General features: G+C 66.3%; 16 protein-coding genes. 2 read left to right on the top strand and 14 right to left on the bottom strand.

The genetic code is table 11. The features are described 5' to 3' along the window. Positions 1-44 precede the first annotated feature (44 nt). Positions 45-857: a helix-turn-helix transcriptional regulator gene (locus ABGA98_RS41675; protein WP_347624001.1), complete on the top strand. Its 813-nt coding sequence runs from the start codon at positions 45-47 to the stop codon at positions 855-857. Between the two features lie 34 nt (positions 858-891). Here the strand turns inward: ABGA98_RS41675 and ABGA98_RS41670 are convergent, their stop codons facing one another. The 14 genes from ABGA98_RS41670 to ABGA98_RS41605 form a co-directional block, all read right to left on the bottom strand. Further along, positions 892-2,223 carry a hypothetical protein gene (locus ABGA98_RS41670; protein WP_347624000.1) on the bottom strand — a complete coding sequence of 444 codons (1,332 nt, stop codon included), beginning with the start codon at positions 2,221-2,223 and terminating at the stop codon, positions 892-894. An 11-nt stretch (positions 2,224-2,234) separates the two neighbouring features. Further along, on the bottom strand, positions 2,235-2,564 hold the full coding sequence (locus tag ABGA98_RS41665) for a hypothetical protein (RefSeq protein ID WP_347623999.1): 330 nt from the start codon (positions 2,562-2,564) through the stop codon (positions 2,235-2,237). A gap of 219 nt (positions 2,565-2,783) precedes the next feature. Then, positions 2,784-5,057, bottom strand: coding sequence for a LuxR C-terminal-related transcriptional regulator (locus ABGA98_RS41660; RefSeq protein WP_347623998.1), 2,274 nt, complete (start codon positions 5,055-5,057; stop codon positions 2,784-2,786). Between the two features lie 223 nt (positions 5,058-5,280). Beyond that, on the bottom strand, positions 5,281-5,829 hold the full coding sequence (locus tag ABGA98_RS41655) for a cysteine dioxygenase family protein (RefSeq protein WP_347623997.1): 549 nt from the start codon (positions 5,827-5,829) through the stop codon (positions 5,281-5,283). A gap of 53 nt (positions 5,830-5,882) precedes the next feature. Beyond that, positions 5,883-7,058, bottom strand: a complete 1,176-nt coding sequence (locus ABGA98_RS41650; protein ID WP_347623996.1) for an aminotransferase class I/II-fold pyridoxal phosphate-dependent enzyme — start codon at positions 7,056-7,058, stop codon at positions 5,883-5,885. Positions 7,059-7,094: 36 nt separating this feature from the next. Continuing rightward, positions 7,095-8,738, bottom strand: coding sequence for a rhodanese-like domain-containing protein (locus ABGA98_RS41645; protein WP_347623995.1), 1,644 nt, complete (start codon positions 8,736-8,738; stop codon positions 7,095-7,097). Between the two features lie 82 nt (positions 8,739-8,820). Further along, the gene (locus tag ABGA98_RS41640; protein ID WP_347623994.1) at positions 8,821-10,197 is read right to left on the bottom strand and encodes an amidase; all 1,377 of its coding nucleotides are present in this window, start codon (positions 10,195-10,197) and stop codon (positions 8,821-8,823) included. Further along, the gene (locus ABGA98_RS41635) at positions 10,198-10,803 is read right to left on the bottom strand and encodes an urea carboxylase-associated family protein (RefSeq protein WP_347623993.1); all 606 of its coding nucleotides are present in this window, start codon (positions 10,801-10,803) and stop codon (positions 10,198-10,200) included. Then, on the bottom strand, positions 10,800-11,834 hold the full coding sequence (locus ABGA98_RS41630) for a M14 family metallopeptidase (protein WP_347623992.1): 1,035 nt from the start codon (positions 11,832-11,834) through the stop codon (positions 10,800-10,802). Before ABGA98_RS41630 ends, ABGA98_RS41635 begins: the two co-directional genes overlap by 4 nt. Further along, positions 11,815-12,597: an ABC transporter ATP-binding protein gene (locus ABGA98_RS41625; RefSeq protein WP_347623991.1), complete on the bottom strand. Its 783-nt coding sequence runs from the start codon at positions 12,595-12,597 to the stop codon at positions 11,815-11,817. The genes ABGA98_RS41630 and ABGA98_RS41625 overlap by 20 nt, the downstream gene beginning before the upstream one ends. Next, positions 12,587-13,366: an ATP-binding cassette domain-containing protein gene (locus ABGA98_RS41620; RefSeq protein WP_347624081.1), complete on the bottom strand. Its 780-nt coding sequence runs from the start codon at positions 13,364-13,366 to the stop codon at positions 12,587-12,589. The genes ABGA98_RS41625 and ABGA98_RS41620 overlap by 11 nt, the downstream gene beginning before the upstream one ends. Next, positions 13,366-14,376: a branched-chain amino acid ABC transporter permease gene (locus ABGA98_RS41615; protein ID WP_347623990.1), complete on the bottom strand. Its 1,011-nt coding sequence runs from the start codon at positions 14,374-14,376 to the stop codon at positions 13,366-13,368. Before ABGA98_RS41615 ends, ABGA98_RS41620 begins: the two co-directional genes overlap by 1 nt. Positions 14,377-14,420: 44 nt before the next feature. Continuing rightward, positions 14,421-15,296, bottom strand: coding sequence for a branched-chain amino acid ABC transporter permease (locus ABGA98_RS41610; RefSeq protein WP_347623989.1), 876 nt, complete (start codon positions 15,294-15,296; stop codon positions 14,421-14,423). 39 nt (positions 15,297-15,335) lie between these two features. Then, the gene (locus ABGA98_RS41605; protein ID WP_347623988.1) at positions 15,336-16,496 is read right to left on the bottom strand and encodes an ABC transporter substrate-binding protein; all 1,161 of its coding nucleotides are present in this window, start codon (positions 16,494-16,496) and stop codon (positions 15,336-15,338) included. A 212-nt stretch (positions 16,497-16,708) separates the two neighbouring features. Here ABGA98_RS41605 and ABGA98_RS41600 point away from each other — a divergent pair, with 212 nt between their 5' ends. Then, on the top strand, positions 16,709-17,842 hold the full coding sequence (locus ABGA98_RS41600) for a LacI family DNA-binding transcriptional regulator (RefSeq protein ID WP_347623987.1): 1,134 nt from the start codon (positions 16,709-16,711) through the stop codon (positions 17,840-17,842). Positions 17,843-17,872: the final 30 nt, after the last annotated feature.

Here is a 17,872-nt window from a genome sequence, read left to right as displayed (position 1 = left end):
CTCCGGGGTCATGGCCGCTCGCCACGGTCGTTAGGCTCCGGGGCATGGAAGTGGAGCAGCCGCCCCGGATCGGTTCGCAGCTGCGTGCCTGGCGGCGGCGCCGCAGGCTCAGCCAGCTCGACCTCTCCAACCTGGCGGACGTCAGCGCGCGGCACCTGTCGTACGTCGAGACGGGGCGCGCGCGGCCGAGCCGGTCGATGGTGCTCCACCTGTCGCAGGCCCTGGACATCCCGTTGCGCGAGCGCAACACCCTGCTGCTGGCGGCGGGCTACGCGCCGGCCTACCGGGAGAGCAGCCTCGACGATGCCTACCTTGCTTCGGTCCGGTCCGCGATCGACACCATGCTGGCGGCGCACGAGCCGTACCCCGCGGTCGTGGTCGACCGGCTCTGGGACGTGCTGGTGGGCAATCGCGCCATGTCCGTCCTCATGGACGGCGTGCCGGGGCACCTGCTGGAGCCGCGGCCTAACGTCTTCCGGCTGACCCTGCACCCCGACGGGCTGGCCTCCCGGCTGGCGAACCTGGGTGAGGTGCGCACGCTCACGCTGCAGCGGCTGCTCCGCCAGGTCGACGCCACCGGTGACGAGACGCTCCGCGCGCTCTACGAGGAGGTGTCCCGCTATCCGGTGACGGGGGAGCCGGATGGCGCGGAACATCCGGCGAGCCCGATCCAGGTGCCGCTGAGGATCCGCAGCGCGTTCGGCGAGTTGTCGATGTTCAGCACCATGGCAACATTCGGCGCGCCGGCCGACGTGACGCTGTCGGAGCTGGCCATCGAGCTGTTCTACCCGCTCGACGAGTTCACGGCCAAGGCACTCCGCCTGATCGGCGAGAACGCGACAGGCGTTCGGCCGTGAGCCTGCGCGGTCAGTGCGGTGCTCCGAGCGGGCGTCACGGGAGCGTCCAGGTGATCGTCCGTTTGAGGGAGCCGTGGGTGTCGTAGGACCTGGCCCAGCCGAGCGTTTCGAAACGGCCGTTGTCCTGGTTGATCCACTTGTCCTCGCGGTTGAAGTTGTAGCGGTCGTAGGCGTGGATCGTGACGTCCATGCTGGCCTGTCTGCCGTCGATCCGGACGTCCGCGCTGCCCCAGATGGAATGACGGCCCAGCGCGAACTCCCAGTTCTTGGTCTCAGTCTGCTTGATCTGCGCCGGCTCGCCGGTCATCTGGAAGTTCTGCCGCCCGGTCTCCCGGTAGAGGCGTTCGGCGTTTTCCTGGGCACGGCGGATCTCCGCGTCCACGGCGTCGCGGATCAGCTTGTCGTCGCGGTAGGCCTGGTCGTAGTCGATGTGGTAGTCGTCACCGGATCCGTCGAGATAGTGCTTGAAGGTGTCGGCCGCCTCGTCGAACCCCGGCATCGCCTCCTCGGCGAGTTGCAGCGCCCGCCACTTGTGCCAGGTCGCGTGGTCGCCGATCGACGGCTCGGCATCAGGGTCGTACGGCCAGGGGTCGTCGTAGGGGATGCCGGGGTCGCGGGGCGGACCGAGGTCGTACTTGCCGTCGCGTGGGCCTTCCTCCGGGATGTCCAGGGGTGGGCGCGGGCGGCTTTCCGGCTGTCCGGTCATGAGCCAGGCCGCGCCCGCGGACGAGGCGGCCATCCCCTTGGCCGCGGCCGCCCGGCGCAGCAGCGAACCCGCCGGGCGGGCAGGGAACGACGGTGGCTTGGCGTGCAGGATCCGGCGCAGGCGGGTCTCCACGGCACGGATCAGCTTCTGGCCGAAGTACCGCTCCAGCCTGTCACGTAGCGTCGCCACGGCCTTCTTGGCGAACGCCCGCAACATCATGACGGTGCCGCGCGCTTTCAACGCGGCCAGCCCGCCGGACACGACGGCCATGGTCGCAGCCCAGAGCAGGGCAAGCTGGACGTACGTCGCCAGCAGCGTCAAGAAGATCTTGATAACCTCCACGATCCGGGCGAAGAGGTCGCAGCCGCTCGCCAGGGCCCGCAGAGAGGTGGCGAGGCTCTGCAGGTGGCCCGACTCGGTGTCGTCGGCGTGGTAGGCGGACCAGTGATCGGTCAGCGCATCGATGTGGCCACCGGCGTTGTGCTGCGCCGCGTGGCCGACGGCGCCCTGCGCCGTCGGGATGATCTGTTCATCGAGGCTGGTGGCACAGGCCCGGTATGCTGCCCCGCAGGCGCGGATGCCGTCTTCGTCCTCCGGAGGCCATTCCACCTCAAGCAGGGCGAAGGACGACTGCAGGTTCGCGGGAAGGGTCAGCGCCATCGCGTGGTCGGTCAGTCGGAGTGACGAGTGCCGGGGACGCCGGGATCTGGGACGGCGGCGGAAGCGGCGGCTTCCGTCGCGCGGAAATCGTCGGCCATGGTGCGGATGCCGTCGCCGGTCTGGTGAAGGTTGGAGTGCAGCACTCGGCAGGCATCGTCGAGCAGACCGCCGAGCCTGTCCATCGCCACGCCGACGGAAGTCCCGCCCCACGCCGTTTCCGCCGCGCCGCGCACCGAGGCGAGGAGGCTTCCGGTGTGCCGCTCGAAGTCGGCTGCGGCATCCAGGAAGCCCTCGCCGGCACTCGTCAGTGACGAGCGATCGAAACGAATGTCCTCCGCCACCTATCGCCTCTTTCACCCCGCCAAGAGTTGTGAAAGACACAGTACTTCAGCGCCTGACCGGCGAGAACCCGACAGACGTCCGGCCCCGCCGGATCGCCACTACGGACGCGTTGCCGAGCCGGATCGGGGTGTCGCTGCGGCCAGGCGAGGTCAACCGGGCGCGCGGGCGCTGTGGCGGAGGAAGCCGCTTGCCCGAGGCCGCCCACCGGCATCCCGTCGCTACCGGCGACCTGTGGGGCCCTCGTCACGCGCGGGCGTGTCTTGCTCTCTGGCCCAGAGGGCGATCTGGGTTCGGGAGTTGAAGCCGAGCTTGTTCAGGATGTGCTCGACATGTCCCTCGGCGGTGCGCTGGGCTATCACCAGGGCAGCTGCGATCTCCTTGTTGCTCATCCCCTGCGCGACCAGGCGCGCTATCTCTGCCTCCCTGCGCGTCAGCGGTGACCATGACGCTTCCTCGCCGGGCGGCTCGTTCGCATGGTCGGACTCACCCAAGGCGAAAAAGATCTTCTCGTCGTAGGACAGCCCGGCACCTCGCTTGACAGCCGCTTCGAATGCCGGCTTGCCGAGAGCCTCACGGACACACGACTCGCATTCTTCGTGTCGGCGAAGGAACTGCCTGTACCTGAACGGCACTATGTGCACCGTCCGCTCGAGGCTCCGCACGATTCCCAGCAGCGTGGCCGCTCGCCGGTGCTGCCCCTGATCGGCCGCGATCCAGGCCAGCACCGCGATGTTGAACCTGCTGCCGAGCACGTCGTCGATCGAGTGCTGGAACCGCAGGCTCTCCCGCTCCAGCGCGGTCGCGCGCTCCGCGTCGCCCTGGAGCCAGAGCGGAACGCCGAGCACTGTCATCGCGTACGCCCTGACCCATCTGTCGCCGTGCGCCTCGCATATGGCCACGCACTCCTCGCCGGCGGCGACCGCGGAGGAGATGTCGCCCAGCAGGGCGCGTGCCAGGCAGAGCCGGACCAGCGCCCGAGTCAGGCCCATAGGGTCGCCGGTGGTGCGGTGACGGGCAACCGCCTCCTCGTAATGGGCGACCGCCGACTCACCGTTCCCGCGGTACATGGCGATCGTTCCGGAGTAGAGCGCGGCGTAGGCCAGCACCGCCTCCAGCCCGAGCTGCTCACCGACTTCCCGGGCCTGCCGGACCATCGACTCGGCGGTGACGAGGTCGGCCTGAGTGTTGGCCAGCCAGGCGTTGACCACCATGGCCCGGCCCCTGAGCTCGCTCGGCTCGGTGATCGCGGCCAGCCCATGGTCGAGGCGGTCGCGTCCTTCGCGCAGGTAGTCGCCGGTCTTCCAGTGCTGGACGAGGTCAGTGGCCATGCTGAGACCGGTCTCGGCCTCCTCCGGCACAGCGCAACAGTAGTCCAGGGCCTGGCGTAGATTGGCGTGCTCCGCCCGCAGCCTGGCGAACCATTCCAGCTGGTACGGGCCGAACGCTTCGGCGCGCGCCTGTGCCGCCAGGTCGCGGTAGTGGTCGCGGTGCCTGCGCCGCAGCGTGGCCTCCTGGCCGGAGGCGAGCAGTTGCTCGCGGCCGTACTCCCGGATCGTCTCCAGCATCCGGTAGCGCATCCCCGTCGGGCTCTCCTCCCTGACCAGCACCGACTTGTCGACCAGCCCGGTCACCAGGTCGAGGACCTGTTCGCGGGCGATGCCGTCGCCGGAGCACACCGCCTCGGCCGCTTCCAGATCCAGTCCGCCGGTGAACACCGACGCGCGGGCCCAGAGCAGTTGCTCCGGCTCGGTGCACAGGCCGTGGCTCCAGTCGACCAGCGCACGCAACGTCCTCTGCCGGGGCAGCGTCGCCCGCGGCCCGGTGGTGAGCAACTGGAAGCGGTTCTCCAGCCGGGCCATCAGTTGTTCGGGCGACAGCGTCCTCAGCCGTACGGCCGCCAGCTCGATGGCAAGGGGAAGGCCGTCCAGCCGGCGGCAGATCCCTTCCACCATGGTCCTGTTGTTCTCGGTGACCTCGAAGCCGGGCAGCACAGCCGCGGCCCGCTCGGCGAACAGTTGCACCGCCTCCCCTCGAGTCCAGGCGTGCGACCGCGGATCCTCGGAATCCGGCAAGGACAACGTCGGCACGGCCAGCACGCGTTCGCCGGCGATGCCCAGCGCCTCCCTGCTGGTGGCCAGGATCCGAAGCTCCGGCGCGGAACGCACCAGCGTCGTGGCCAGCACCGCGCACTCCTCCAGCAGGTGCTCGCAGTTGTCCAGGACCACCAGCATCTGCATGTCCCGCACGTGGTCGACGAGCACCTCTACCGGCGGCCGGGAGGAGCGGTTCTGCACATGCAGAGCGCTGAGCAGGGTCTGGGCGAGCAGCTTCGGATCCTCCAGCGTCGCGAGCTCAACCACCCACACACCGTCACGAAAGGCTCGCTGGACCTCGGCGGCCACATGGATCGCGAGCCGGGTCTTGCCGACGCCGCCGACGCCGGTGAGGGTCACCACAGGTGCCGTGCTGAACATCCGTTTGGCTTCGTTCACCTCCGGCCGCCGTCCGACGAAACTGGTCACCTGAGCCGGCAGTCGGTCTGGCCTTCGCCGCCTGACACCTTCAGTTGTGCCTGTGTTCATGCGAGCCTCGCGCTGGCCTCGATCTCCAGCAGTCACCGTGGCGGGACCGCTACACCCAAGCTACGAGGCCGTCCGACCTGGTGTTACATCGGGTAAGTCCATCTGGGCTGAAGGAGCCGAAGCTCTCGGTTTCTCAGCAGTTCATGTACTTCCCGCTCGAGAACTCCCGCATGTCCTGCCCTTCCACGGTCCAGCGCCTGCGGACCAAGCCGGTCAGGTCCTTGCCGTACACGTGGATCTCGACGGTCTCGGTGTCGGTCAGGTTGTGCATCGAATGGATGTCGTCGTCGGGAATCAGGACGGAGACGGCGCCGCGGTCGTGCCGGTGGTGTTCGACGGGACGTACGGTGTCGTCGCCGTTCAGCTCGTAGCGCCGTTCCTCGATCCGGTTGGAGACCAGCCCGATGGCTCCCCACGTCTCATGGGTATGAGGAGGAGCGACCTCTCCTGGAGCCCACACGATCGAACTGATCGTGAACGTGGGTGAACGATGCAGGATGTAACGGCCACGTCCTCCGTGCAGCGCCGACCTCACGGTGAATTCGGCGGGGACGGGGTTCGGCCGGGTGACGAGCTCCGCCAGCAGATCGCCCACCGTGGTGGCCAAGGCGTCTTCAGGCAGCCGCTCCTTCGCGGTGGTGAGCTCGCGCAGATCATGGATGAACTGGTGAAGAGGCTCCATCATGTCCTCGTTTCGCGTTGTGGTGTTCCGTTGTCGGGCAAGGCCGGCGACGGTCACTTCGGATGACCGGTAAGAGGGGCCGGCATCGCCGCCGTCATGCGGTTGAGCGCTTTTCGCAGGATGCGAGGTGACGTGGCGAAGTTCAGCCGCGCCCACGATGCGTAGGGAGTTCCGAAGTCCTGTCCTGCGTGGAGGGCGACATGGGCGGAACGCAACAGGAACTCGTGCGCCGAACTCACGCCGGCCGGCAGGTGGGCGAAGTGCAGCCAGGCGAAGTAGGTGCCTTCGGGCATGTGCGCGCGGACGCTCGGATGATGCGCGACCCACTGGAAGACCTTCCGGCGGTTGGCTTCGAGCGTCTCCAGCACGTCGCCCAGCCAGGCGTCCCCTCCGCTCCAGGCAGCCACCGTCGCTGCCGCGGCGAGTCCTGACACCCGGCCCAGGGTCCTGTCGGGAAACACCTCGAGGAACCGCTGATGCAGAGGTGCGGATCCGAAGTGCATGAGAGCGCATCGGAGACCGCCGATGTTGAAGGCCTTGGTCGCTGACTGCAGGGTTACGGTGGGGGCTTCTGCAACCGTCGCGAACACTGTGTGGCGATGCGGGGCATACACCAGGTCGGCGTGCACCTCATCGGACACCACGACGATCCCGTGTTCGACCGCGATGCCGGACACCCGGCGAAGCTCGGCGTCGGTGAAGACCCGGCCCGTCGGATTGTGGGGATTGCAGAGCAGCATGAGGGTGACGTCGGGGCGGGCGGCCTGCTGCTCGAGCAGATCGAAGTCGATGACGAACCCGTCAGCCTCCTCCGCCAGCGGCACGTCGACGACTTTCCGGCCGCTCACCTCGATGCTGCGCATGAAGGGGGGATAGATGGGGCTGAAAATGACAACCCCATCTCCTGGTTCGCTGAAGGCCATCACCGAGGTCGTCAGGCCCTGCACCAGGTCCGCGAGCACCGCCACCCGGTCGGCGCCGGCCTCCCAGCCGAAGCGATCGCGCATACGAGCCGCGAACGCCTGCGCGACCCCGCGGTGCTCGGCATCGAGCGGGTAGGTGAACTGCCCTGCTTCTGCTGCCTCCAGCACGGCGGATCTGACGGCCTCCGCGGGCCGGAAATCCATGTCGGCCAGCCACATCGGCAGCACGTCCGGAGCATAGGCGTGCCACTTCTTGCTGATCCGGGCGCGGAGTTGGATCTCTGGGAGGGCCAGTTCCTCAGCCATGACCTTCCCCCCATCCGGGAAATCTGCCTGTCACGTTCACGATGAGTGCTTTCCGGCTGACGACTCGGTGTCGGACAGGAGCTCCTCACCGAGGCGTTCTTCCCAATCGAGGTAGCGCACCATGTCCTCGCGGTTGCGCTCGAGCATCTTGGGTCGCCGGGCGACGAGTTCCGCGTCCTCCTTGGCCTCGGCCAGGGACACGTCAGCACCGTCGAGCCCTTCTTCGATCGGGTTGCCGGACGCGATCCATCGGTTGACACCCCCATCGAGGACGACGACGTCGTGGTAGCCCATGCTCAGCAGCGTCCTGGCCGCGAGCGTGGAACGGAGCTCGCGATCGGAGGCGACGGCCAGGGGTGTGCCGGGAGACGCGTACGTTTCGATGCGGCGTTCCAGATCGCCCCGGGGAACCCACACGGAGCCGGGGATGTGGCTCAGGGCGTACTCGCTGCTCCGTCTCACATCCACCAGCACTCTGCTGCCGGCCAGCAGATCAGCCTGCAGCCGATCCGCAGCGATCGTGCGTATGTCCGGTCCGGGAAGGGAGAGGTCATCGAGATAGGCATGGGGACTGCCGGCGATGACCGCGCCTCCGCCGCGGGACCATTCCTTGAGGCCGCCGGTGAGCCACGCGACTCGGCGGTATCCGATACGCGACAGCAGCCCTGCCCCGATCCTGGCGCGTGTCTCGTCATTCGAGTAGCACACGAGGAGGGCGTCACGGACGCCGATGTGTTCGTCCACCGCGTTGGCGAGCTGGCCTGCCGGGCAGGAAAGAGCGCCGGGGATATGGCCCGCGATGTATTCGTCGACCAGGCGTACGTCGATCAGGTAGCGGACGTCGTTGCGCTCTTCGACCTCCGATGCCTCAACGGGGAAGGCCTGGGTGCCGTCGACGAAGTCTTCCGCGAACTCCGCTGCCCGTGCCGGACCGTCCTCGCTGATCGCGGATGCGGTCCAGGGCCTTGCCTCGACGGAGAGTTCACGACCTGACATCACCCAGGCCATCGTTCCGTTGCGCAGCGCGAACACATTACTGAAGCCGGCCTGCTTCAGCAGGTAGGCGCCGACGATGCTCCGGGTTCGTCCGGCGCAATGGACGACGATGGGGTGGTCCTTGCCCAGCCCGTCGATGCCGGCCTGGTAAAGCGTGGGGACGAGTTCGCCGCCTGGAACGTGGAACGCTCCGGGAATGTGGCCCTTGGCGTACTCACTGGCCGTACGGGCGTCGAAGATGAACGTTTCCGTGCGGTCGGCGAGAGCGGCGATCGCATCGGGATCGAGCTGCTGCACCTGGTCGGTGATCGAAAGCTTCTCGCCGAACGTCTTGCCTATGACATTGACACCGTAGACCGGCGCGTTTCCTTCCTTGGACCAGCGGTTCAACCCGCCCTCCAGGACCCTGACGTCCTCATGTCCCAGGTCCCGGCAGGTCCGCGCGGCCAGGCCACTTCGATGGCCGTCGTTCGAATAGAGGATCAGCGGAACGTTCTTCCAGGGAACCAGCTGTCCCAGGCAGATCTCGATGAGGCCACGAGGGAGAGGACAACTGCCCGGTATCTGCCCGAGCGCATATTCGCCTCGTTCGCGTACATCCAACAGCGCGTGAGCTTTTCCCGCGTCACGCCACCGCTTGATCTCGTCGTACGTGATGAAGGATGGGTGATCTTCAGAGGTCATGAGGCACCTGTCTTTCACAAGAAAGATTTCGAAGGTCAGTGTGGGCGTACGCGCCAGAGGGGTTGAGAGGGCTGCGCGGCGTTCATCTCCTCAGCCCTTCCAACGACGGGCGACGACGATGCCACTCGGTTGTTCTCTGCAGTGCCCTGGCGATCCTGAGGACGTCCCAATCCCGGCCCGGGGCCGCTGCGATCTGGAGTCCCACCGGCAGGCCGTCGCTCGCCATTCCGCAGGGAACGGAGATCGCCGGCTGGCCGGTGACGTTGAAGCAGTAGGTGTTCGCCAGCAACGCGGCCTGCATGCCGGCTGCCTGCGCGAGACCGCACGCTTCGACGCGGGGAGCGGTGATGGGGACCGTTGGACCGATGACGGCGTCGAACCGGCTCTGGCTCTCCAGCATCTTCGCCGCGAGTTCGCTGCGATCGTCCTTGGCCGCGCGGTATCGCCGGCCGGACACCGTGAGCCCGGTCTCCAGACGTGCCCTGACATCGTCCCCATAGTCTTCGCCACGGTCGTGCAGCCAGCGACGATGCACCTGAGCTGCTTCGAACTGAACGATGGTGCCCGTGCTGAGCCGGGCGTCCTCTTCGTGGGGGAGCTCGAAGGGTTCCACCGTCGCGCCCAACGCTTCGACAGCGTCGAGCGCGCGACGGAAGGCGTCGCTGACAGCCGGGGAGGACCGGGAGACATGTGACATCACGACGCCCAGGTGAGCTCCGCGCAACGACAGTCGCCAAGGGTCGTCGTGCTCGAGCTCGCCGTGCAGGACCAGACTTCGGAAGACGCGGGCGCAGCCGGCGGCCGTGCGGCTGATCACACCGACGGTGTCGCAGGCGGGACTGAGCGGAAAAACCCCGGCGGTGGGTATCCGGCCCAAGGTCGGCTTGAAGCCCGTGACGCCGGTGAGGGCCGCGGGGATGCGTACGGATCCTCCGGTGTCGGTGCCGAGTGACGCGCCGCAGGAACCGATGGCCACGGACACGGCGCTTCCGCCACTGGATCCGCCACTGATATGGCGGCGGTCCCAGGGATTGCGGGTGGTCTGGGCCTTGTGATTGACGTTGGTGGCGCCGTAGGCGAATTCGTGCATGTTGGTCTTGCCGATGTGCACCGCTCCGGACAGCTCCACGCGACGCCAGCATTCGGCGTCGTCGGTGGCCTGCTCGTTCAGCCACGACGATCCGGCCGTGGTCTGCAGTCCGGCGACGTCGATGTTGTCCTTGACGCTCACACCGATGCCTGCCAACGGCCTGAACACGCCCCTTCCGAACTCGTCCGTGACGATTCGGGAGACGTTGAGCACGCGGTCCTCGCTCAGTGACACGAAGGCGCCCAGCGCCGGTTCCCAGCGGTTGATCGCCTCCAGGTAGCCGGCGGCCACCTCACGGGGAGAGATCTCTTTCCGGTAGAGGGCGGCCCTGGTCTCTTCCAGCGTCAGATCGGACGGTGACGTCGACATCTACGTCACCTCGTCGAGAACGGCGGCCGCGATCCCTCGCGGGCTACCACCATTGATCGGCATGATGTCCATGGGACACACGGACAGGAACGCGACGAGATCTCTGTCCGCCCGCAGATCGACATAGGAGCCGGCCGGCGCGGGGGATTCCCGGAACGTTATGTGCCCGTCGGGGGCGACGGGAGAGTTCTGGAAGAGATTGAGCGGGTCAGGCAGCAGCGCACCAGGTGTATGTCCTGCCGCGTGCAGAGCAGACCTGAGATTGTCGGCGCAGTTGCGATGCCCCGGAGCGTTGAGCTGCTGATAACGCCATCGGTCGCAGGGGGGCATGGTCATGTCGTGGATGCCGGGCGACGTGTCGGCGACCATCGTGATCAGCGGAACCCGCCGGCAGGTGACGAAGGCACTTCCCACCACTGGCCGGATCGTGCGCAGAGCCGCACGTGAGTGGCTCATGCAGACGTGCTCGGTCCAGTCGTCCGCGGCGAAGAACCACGCGTCGACGACTTGCCCGCCGAGCGAGTTGATCACACGCAGGGTTTCTCCCGCAGCCACGTGAAGAGTCCCGATCTCGGCTGCTTCGACCTGCCGGCTCTGTCTGCTCATGGCGACGTCCGGGGTGCTGAGGTCAGATCGACGTCGCTCCATTCGGTGGCGACGAATGCCACGCGATCACCGGAGTGCACGACGGGGTCACGTCGGATGCCGATCACCAGCGCCGGCGAAGGCATGCTGACCGTTGCCACGATGTCACCGAAGGCGTTGCGGACCTCGCCGAGAGGTTGTCCCGCCGCGGCTACCTCACCGGGAGCGACGAGCGCGTGGAAGAAGCCGCCGTCAGCGGTGGTGACGTGTGTACGTCGAGTAGCCCGGCATATCGAGGTCGGCCATGCGAACGGGTTTCCCTTCGCGGTGCCGATTGCCGTGGCGAGGCGGACGAGACCGGCGACGGCCCTGTCCACAGCCTCACGGTCGAGCCGGCCTCCTGCGCCTGCCTCCAGCATGAAGGCCCGCTTGCCCAGCTCCATCATCTGATAGTCCAGCGCCCCGGCTATGTGACCGGGCAGTTCGCCTGGACCCGAGACGTCCATACGGCAGGCCACCCGTGGATCGAGCAAGGAGATCATGGACAGAAGGTCGTGCTCGTGGGCTTCTCGCGGATGCAACTTGTAGACGGCGTAGTTGCAGGCATCGAGGAAGGGGCCCATGGTATGGATGTTGACCACCACGTCGGCCAGCGGTGCGAACTCCTCGTAAAGGCGATGGGCGAGCCGCTGCGTGCCGAGGAAGTCGGCCCTTCCGGGGAAGCTCTGATCGAGATCTACTCCGTCGAAGGGGGAATGCTTGCGCCGGTAGTCGAAGGCCAGGGGGTTGGCGACGGGCGTCACAATGACGTTGCCGTACAGGGGAAGTGACGAGATGGAGCGGAAGAACTCCGTTGCGACGATAGCCGCCTGCGACTCGTCACCATGGACTGCCGCGTTGACCCACAGGCAAGGGCCACTACCTTTTCCGCGGGCAATCATGTAGGGAATGCCGATCGTATTGCCGCTGGCCAATCGGCCGGCCTCGACCAGACCCCGGCCGGTGTCGCCGACGATCGTACGGCTCAGGTGGTCAGTTACCGTCGTCGTCATGACGTCTCCTGTCGGGTTCGTGTCCAGGGGCGGGGGCGTCAGGCCTGCCTCCGAGAAAGACGTTCTTCATCTCCGGATCACCGAGGACCTCCCCGGCCGGCCCGTGCCGATGGATACGGCCGTCGACCATGACGACGGCGACGTCCGAGGCCGCGAGACCTTCGATCACGTTCTGCTCCACCATGACAACGCACACGCCGTGGGCGGCGATCTCCTTCAGCTCGTCGAAGATCTGGCACCGCGCCTTGGGGGAGAGCCCGAGCGATGGTTCGTCGATGAGCAGCACTCTGGGACGCGCCATCATCGCCATGGCGATCTCCAGGAGCTGCTGCTGCCCGCCGCTGAGATTTCCGGCCGGACGCGTCCGCTGGGCGGCGAGGGCGGGAAACTGGTCCAGCGATTCGGCGACCGCGACCGCACGGCTGCCGCGTGGCAGCGTGTAAACCCCCAGCTGCAGATTTTCCTGCACGGTCATGCGCGGAAAGTTGCAGCGTCCCTGAGGAACCAGGCTGATGCCGGCCTGCATGCGGCTCCAGGCGGGCAACGTGGTGATGTCACGATCGCCGATACGGATGGACCCCTTGCACCACTTGGTCAACCCGTAGATGCCTTTGAGCAGGGAAGATTTTCCTGCCCCGTTGGGGCCCACGATCGTCGTGAGGCATCCACTGGCGAATCCGTAGGTCAGATCGTTGACGATGGGCACGCCCGATAGATATCCGGCGGAAAACGCCGAGACGCTCAGATGCCGATCAGCCGGCATGACCGTCCCCCTTTCTTCCGAGGAAGGCTTCGTACACGGCCGGGTCGTCCCAGATGACCGAGGGCGGTCCCGCGGCGAGCTTCTTGCCCGCGTCCAGCACCACGACTTCGGAGCAGCAGGAGGTGATGAACTCGACGTTGTGCTCGATGATGAGAAAGGTCTGGCCCTCGCTGTTGGCCTGCAGAACGGCATCGCGGATCAAATCGATGATCCGCGGATTCACCCCCGCCAGCGGTTCGTCGAGCAGGGCGATCCGTGGCTGGGTCACGAGTGCCGCAGCCAGGGCGAGCAGCTTCTTCTGGCCGTAGGACAGGATGCCGGCAGGCGCTGAGCGAAGCCGCTCGAGCCCGAACTTGACCAGCCAGGACGTCGCTCGGTTCATGTCCGACGAGCGCCTGCGAGAGCTTCCGGAACGGCCTGTCCTGTTCAGCCCGCGCAGTGAAAGGCTCAGATGATCGTCCAAGGTGAGCTGGTCGTACAGTTTCACGGTCTGGAACGTTCGCACCAGGCCGGCCTTGGCGATGACGTGGGGCGCCTTGCCGAAGATGGACTCTCCGTCCAGCAGGATCCGTCCGCAGTCGGGTTGCACGAAGCCGGTCACGCAGTCGAGAGCCGTCGACTTACCCGATCCGTTCGGGCCGATGAGGCCGAGTACGCTACCCGTGCTGAGGGTGAAATCGACATCCGACAGTGCCGCAACGCCCATGAACGACTTTCCCAGGCCGGTGACCTGCAGGGCTGGAGGGGCCGTACCCCCGGGGGCGGCCATCACGAGCGGCCACCTTTCATGGCGCGCAGATGTCTGTTCATCGCCCGTGCTCGGAGGAATCCTCCGACACCTTGCGGAACGAAAAGCAGTCCGAGGACCAGCAGCGCGCCGTAGACGATGAGGCGGGCCTCGTCCGCCATGCGCAGCACCTCGGGAAGAACGGCGAAGAGCACGGCACTGTAAGCGACCGGCCAGAAGGTTCCGGCGCCTCCGAGGATCACGATGATGAGCATCACCTGCATGAGGTAGAAGTCGAAGATGGACGGGTCGATGGTGGTCAGCCGGAAAGTGTGGAGCGCTCCTGCCAGCCCGGTGACGAACGCGCAGAAGGTGAAGACGGCGAGCTTGTACGTGTTCGTCGCGTAGCCCTGTGCCTTGGCCAGCGGCTCGTTGTCGCGGATCGCGATCATCACGCTGCCCGCGGCCGATGTGACCAGGCGTTGCATGGCCCACAACGCGAGCACGGTGAAGCCGGCCAGCAGGTAGTAGTAGCTTCTCGGCGTGTCCGCCGCCAGCTCGACGGAGCCCAGCGACAATGACGGGGCAGGCAGTCCGAACATGCCCTGCCTTCCGCCGGTCACGCTGGTCCACTCCGCGGCGACGATCGCGCAGAGCAAGGTGAAGCTCAGCGTGATGATGGCGAACGCGCCCTCCGACAAGCGCACGGTGACGGCTCCGACCGCCGCGGCGACCAGGGCGGCCACTCCACCGCCGGCGAGAAAGGCCGCGGGTTGCCACAGGTCGGTGTGGGTCACCAGCCAGCTGGTGGCATATCCTCCGATGCCGACGAAGGCGACCTGGGCGAAGGAGAGCATTCCCACGTAGCCGTACAGCAGGTTGAAGGCCGTTCCCAGCACCATGAACGTCAGCGCGAGGTTGGCGACGTCGATGAAGTAGTCGTCGGTCACCACGGCAGGTGCCAGCGCGATGGCGGCGGTTGTGGGAAGCAGCGGATTGAGGTGCCGGCCTCCCAGCCATCTGGTCAGATGAGACGAGGGTTTGCCCGACATCGCGTCACCTGTTTCGGCCGGATCATGCACTTTCAGGTCCGCCGTCATACTCGTACCTCTGTCGAGAACAGGCCCTGCGGCCGCACCAACATAATTGCGATCATGAACAGGAAGACACTGACACTTTGGGTCATGGCGGATCCGTAACCTCCGGCGAAGCTTTCGAGCATGCCGACGAGGTAGGAAACGATCACTGCACCGGGCACGCTGCCCAGGCCGCCGATGACGACGATGGCGAACACCTTGAAGACGATCGTGATGCCCATTTGCGGGCTGACCGTGAAGACCGGCGTCAACGTCGCACCGGCGATGCCGGCCAGGCCGACGCCGAGAGCCATCGCCAGCCGGCCGATCCGCTCCGGAGAGATTCCCACGACCAGCGCCGCCGTGGGGTTCTGCGAGACGCCGCGCATGGCCCGGCCCACCTGCGTCCGGCTGAGCAGCAGGTAGAGCGCCCCGAGCGTGACGACCGCCACGACGACGATGAAGGCGCGTCCGATCGGGATGATCACGTCTCCAAGTACGAGGTGGCCCTGCGGCCTGGCGTCCTCGGGCAACTGCCGTGGCCCTGCGCCCCAGAGCATGATCGCCCCGTTCTGGATGATCATGGCCAGGCCCAGGGTCAGCAGCATGGTCCTGGAGAACGCTCCATCGGCGGGAAGGCGGCGAAGCAGGCCTTCCTGCATGACGATTCCTATGAGCGCCATGGTCGCCGCGGTGAGCAGGATGCCCACCCAATAGCCGGTGAGCGGGATGAAGAAGTAGGCGGCGAACGCCCCCAGCATGTACAACGCCCCATGGGCGAAGTTCACAACATTGAGAACACCGAAGATCACGGCCAGGCCTGCGGCGAGCAGCGCATAGCTGGACCCCAGCACCACGCCGTTGGCGATCAGTTCCCAGGTGTACGTCGCGTCCACGCGATGACCTCCAGTCGTCAGTCTGCCGACAGGGACGGATCAGGTGACGACGTCCGACACGATGACGGTCTTGCCGTTTCTGATCTGCATGATGAATGCCTTGTCGTGGGCCTGGTGGTTGGCGTCGAACTTCAGCGTGCCCCCGGTAAGAGAGGCGAGGTCGGTGCTCACCAGCGCTTTCTGAATGGCCTTCGGTTCGGCGCTGTTCGCTCGGCGAATGGCATCCGCGATCACCATGACAGCGCTGTAGCCCTCGAATGATTCATAGGTGGGCGGGGTTTTGTAGGCGCTCTCATAGGCTTTGGTGAACTTCGCGTTCGCCGGCGTCTGGATCAGGGAACTGTAGGGGTAGACGCTGGACGATCCGGCGAACTGCCGGTCCTTGAGGATGTCGAGGTTCTGGCCCTCGAGTTCGACGCGGCCCGTCACCGGCAGTCCCAGTTTGGCGCTGGCGGCCTGGCGCAGGTACGAAAGATGATCGGCGCCTGTGATGTACAGGGCGACCGACTGAGTGCCGTTGTTGCGATATTTGCTGATCTGCGGTGAGAAGTCGGAGGTCCCCTGGGCCACGAAGTCGACCGCCGTCACCTTGATGCCCTTGTCGGCGAGCGCCTTTTCCAGGGCTGCGGCGCCTGTCCGGCCGTACGTGCTGTCCTCGGCAAGGATGGCCACGTCGCGCGCATCGCCTGCTGTTTGCAGGTATGTGGACAAGGCGACGGCGAGCGTCGCGTCAGAGGGATTGATCCGGAACGTGAAGTCGTTGCCTCCCTTGCCGGCTCCCGTGGTGATGTCAGGCGACGTGGACGTCGAGACCACCAGTGGCACCTGATATCGCTTGGCCAGCGGCATCGCGGCAAGGGTGACCCCGCTGCACAGAGCGCCGATCACTGCCGACACCTGCTGCTGGGTGATGAGTTTGGTGACGGATCCAACGCCGTCGGTCGGGTTGCAGGCATTGTCCTGGGCGGCGAGTGCGAGTTTTCGGCTCCCCAGGAGACCACCGTCTTTGTTGACCTGATCGATGGCCAGTTGGACGCCGTTGCGTTCATTTTCTCCGAGCGCGGCGGCTGATCCTGACAGGGGGGTTGAGAGGCCGATCTTGATGGGGTCGGAGCCCGTGCTCGGATCGTCGGCCGAGTTTGCACAACCTACGGCCGTGAGGGTGAGAGCAACGGCTGCTGCGAGTGTTTTACTACGCATCTTCTGTGCCTCTTAGCTGATCAGACGCTGTGCGCGACGCGTCCGTTTCATGACCTGGCTGGGTGATGCCCGGTCCGGCTTGAAGTAGCCGACTCAAGGGTTGATGCTCGAACATCTACCTACAGTCGACTGCATGTAGCTACAATCGACTGCATGTACGCTGCCTGTCAAGTGCTTCATTGGGATGATTTCCTGCGACTCCACACCTTCACATGGGGAGGCAACAGTCGATGAACGAGCCGTCAGGCCGTGGATCGAAGCCGCCGACGCACAAGCTGATCGCGGAGGTGGCCGGAGTGCATCCTTCGACGGTGTCGAGGATTCTCCGACGGGCGCCTGGACCCCGTAGGGCGGATTTCGCCGAAACCGAAGAGCGGGTGCGGGAGGTCGCCAAACGTCTCGGCTATCGCCCCGACCTCACGGCGGCAAGCCTTCGAACCAGACGCAGCATGGTTCTGGGGGTCCTGCTGCCGAAGCTGCACGACGTCGTGCTCGCCACGATTCTCAGCGGTATCGACACCGCGGCCTTCGGCCTCGGCTACCAGACCATCGTCACCAACACCCTGGGCGCGCCGGAACGGCGCCGGGAGCGGGTCGAGATGCTTCTCAGCCGCAGGGTCGACGGCCTGGTGATCGGCGACCCCACCCTCGACGAGAAGATCTACGAAGAGTTGTCCCGATCCAGGACCCTGCATGTCCTGGTCAACCACCGTGCCGAAGGGCACGTCTCGGTGACCGGAAACGACGTGCTGGGAGGACGGTTGGTGGGCGAGCACCTCCTGCAGGCAGGTCATCGCGAGATCGGCATCATCGCCGGGCCGCGTTACCCCACTGCTCTCGATCGGGTCCGAGGATGCGTGGAGGTGTACGAGCGGGCCGGCATCGCCGTCGGCCAAGCGCAGATCGTCCACACGGATTTCGACCCCCAGGGGGGACGGCGAGCTGCGCAGGAGCTGCTCACGTTGCCGCGACGCCCAACGGCGATCTTCGCGGTCAATGACTCCGCGGCCATAGGGGCGATGGGGGCACTCAGGGACAACGGGCTGGTCGTGGGGCGCGACATGGCGCTGGTCGGCTACAACGACATCGCGATCGCGCAGGATCTTCCGATCCCGTTGTCGAGCGTCCACACGCCCCTGCGGGAGATGGGGGAGACAGCGGCACGATCACTGATCGACATGCTTGAGGGGCGGACGAGTGGGTCGGTCGCACTTCAGCCCCGGTTGGTGGTGCGTGATTCGAGCTCCTCGGTCGCACCCGTCACGGCCCCTGTGACGGCGCCGCGGACTCCAGGCGAGCCCGGCGCGAAAGACGGCTGGGCGGCCGCCCCCGCTGAAATGAGATGAGTTTCGCCGGCCCCGGAGGTCTCTACAGGC

Origin of the sequence: Nonomuraea sp. B1E8, from assembly GCF_039871515.1 — a bacterium.
Lineage (GTDB): Bacteria > Actinomycetota > Actinomycetes > Streptosporangiales > Streptosporangiaceae > Nonomuraea.
This window is presented reverse-complemented; position numbering and strand designations above follow the sequence as displayed.

What these genes read in the sequence shown, in the direction of transcription:
- ABGA98_RS41675 (WP_347624001.1), top strand. Translation starts at nt 45, where the DNA reads ATGGAAGTGGAGCAGCCGCCCCGGATCGGTTCGCAGCTGCGTGCCTGG.
- ABGA98_RS41670 (WP_347624000.1), bottom strand. Translation starts at nt 2,223, where the DNA reads ATGGCGCTGACCCTTCCCGCGAACCTGCAGTCGTCCTTCGCCCTGCTT.
- ABGA98_RS41655 (WP_347623997.1), bottom strand. Translation starts at nt 5,829, where the DNA reads ATGGAGCCTCTTCACCAGTTCATCCATGATCTGCGCGAGCTCACCACC.
- ABGA98_RS41650 (WP_347623996.1), bottom strand. Translation starts at nt 7,058, where the DNA reads ATGGCTGAGGAACTGGCCCTCCCAGAGATCCAACTCCGCGCCCGGATC.
- ABGA98_RS41645 (WP_347623995.1), bottom strand. Translation starts at nt 8,738, where the DNA reads ATGACCTCTGAAGATCACCCATCCTTCATCACGTACGACGAGATCAAG.
- ABGA98_RS41640 (WP_347623994.1), bottom strand. Translation starts at nt 10,197, where the DNA reads ATGTCGACGTCACCGTCCGATCTGACGCTGGAAGAGACCAGGGCCGCC.
- ABGA98_RS41635 (WP_347623993.1), bottom strand. Translation starts at nt 10,803, where the DNA reads ATGAGCAGACAGAGCCGGCAGGTCGAAGCAGCCGAGATCGGGACTCTT.
- ABGA98_RS41630 (WP_347623992.1), bottom strand. Translation starts at nt 11,834, where the DNA reads ATGACGACGACGGTAACTGACCACCTGAGCCGTACGATCGTCGGCGAC.
- ABGA98_RS41625 (WP_347623991.1), bottom strand. Translation starts at nt 12,597, where the DNA reads ATGCCGGCTGATCGGCATCTGAGCGTCTCGGCGTTTTCCGCCGGATAT.
- ABGA98_RS41620 (WP_347624081.1), bottom strand. Translation starts at nt 13,366, where the DNA reads ATGGCCGCCCCCGGGGGTACGGCCCCTCCAGCCCTGCAGGTCACCGGC.
- ABGA98_RS41615 (WP_347623990.1), bottom strand. Translation starts at nt 14,376, where the DNA reads ATGTCGGGCAAACCCTCGTCTCATCTGACCAGATGGCTGGGAGGCCGG.
- ABGA98_RS41605 (WP_347623988.1), bottom strand. Translation starts at nt 16,496, where the DNA reads ATGCGTAGTAAAACACTCGCAGCAGCCGTTGCTCTCACCCTCACGGCC.
- ABGA98_RS41600 (WP_347623987.1), top strand. Translation starts at nt 16,709, where the DNA reads ATGGGGAGGCAACAGTCGATGAACGAGCCGTCAGGCCGTGGATCGAAG.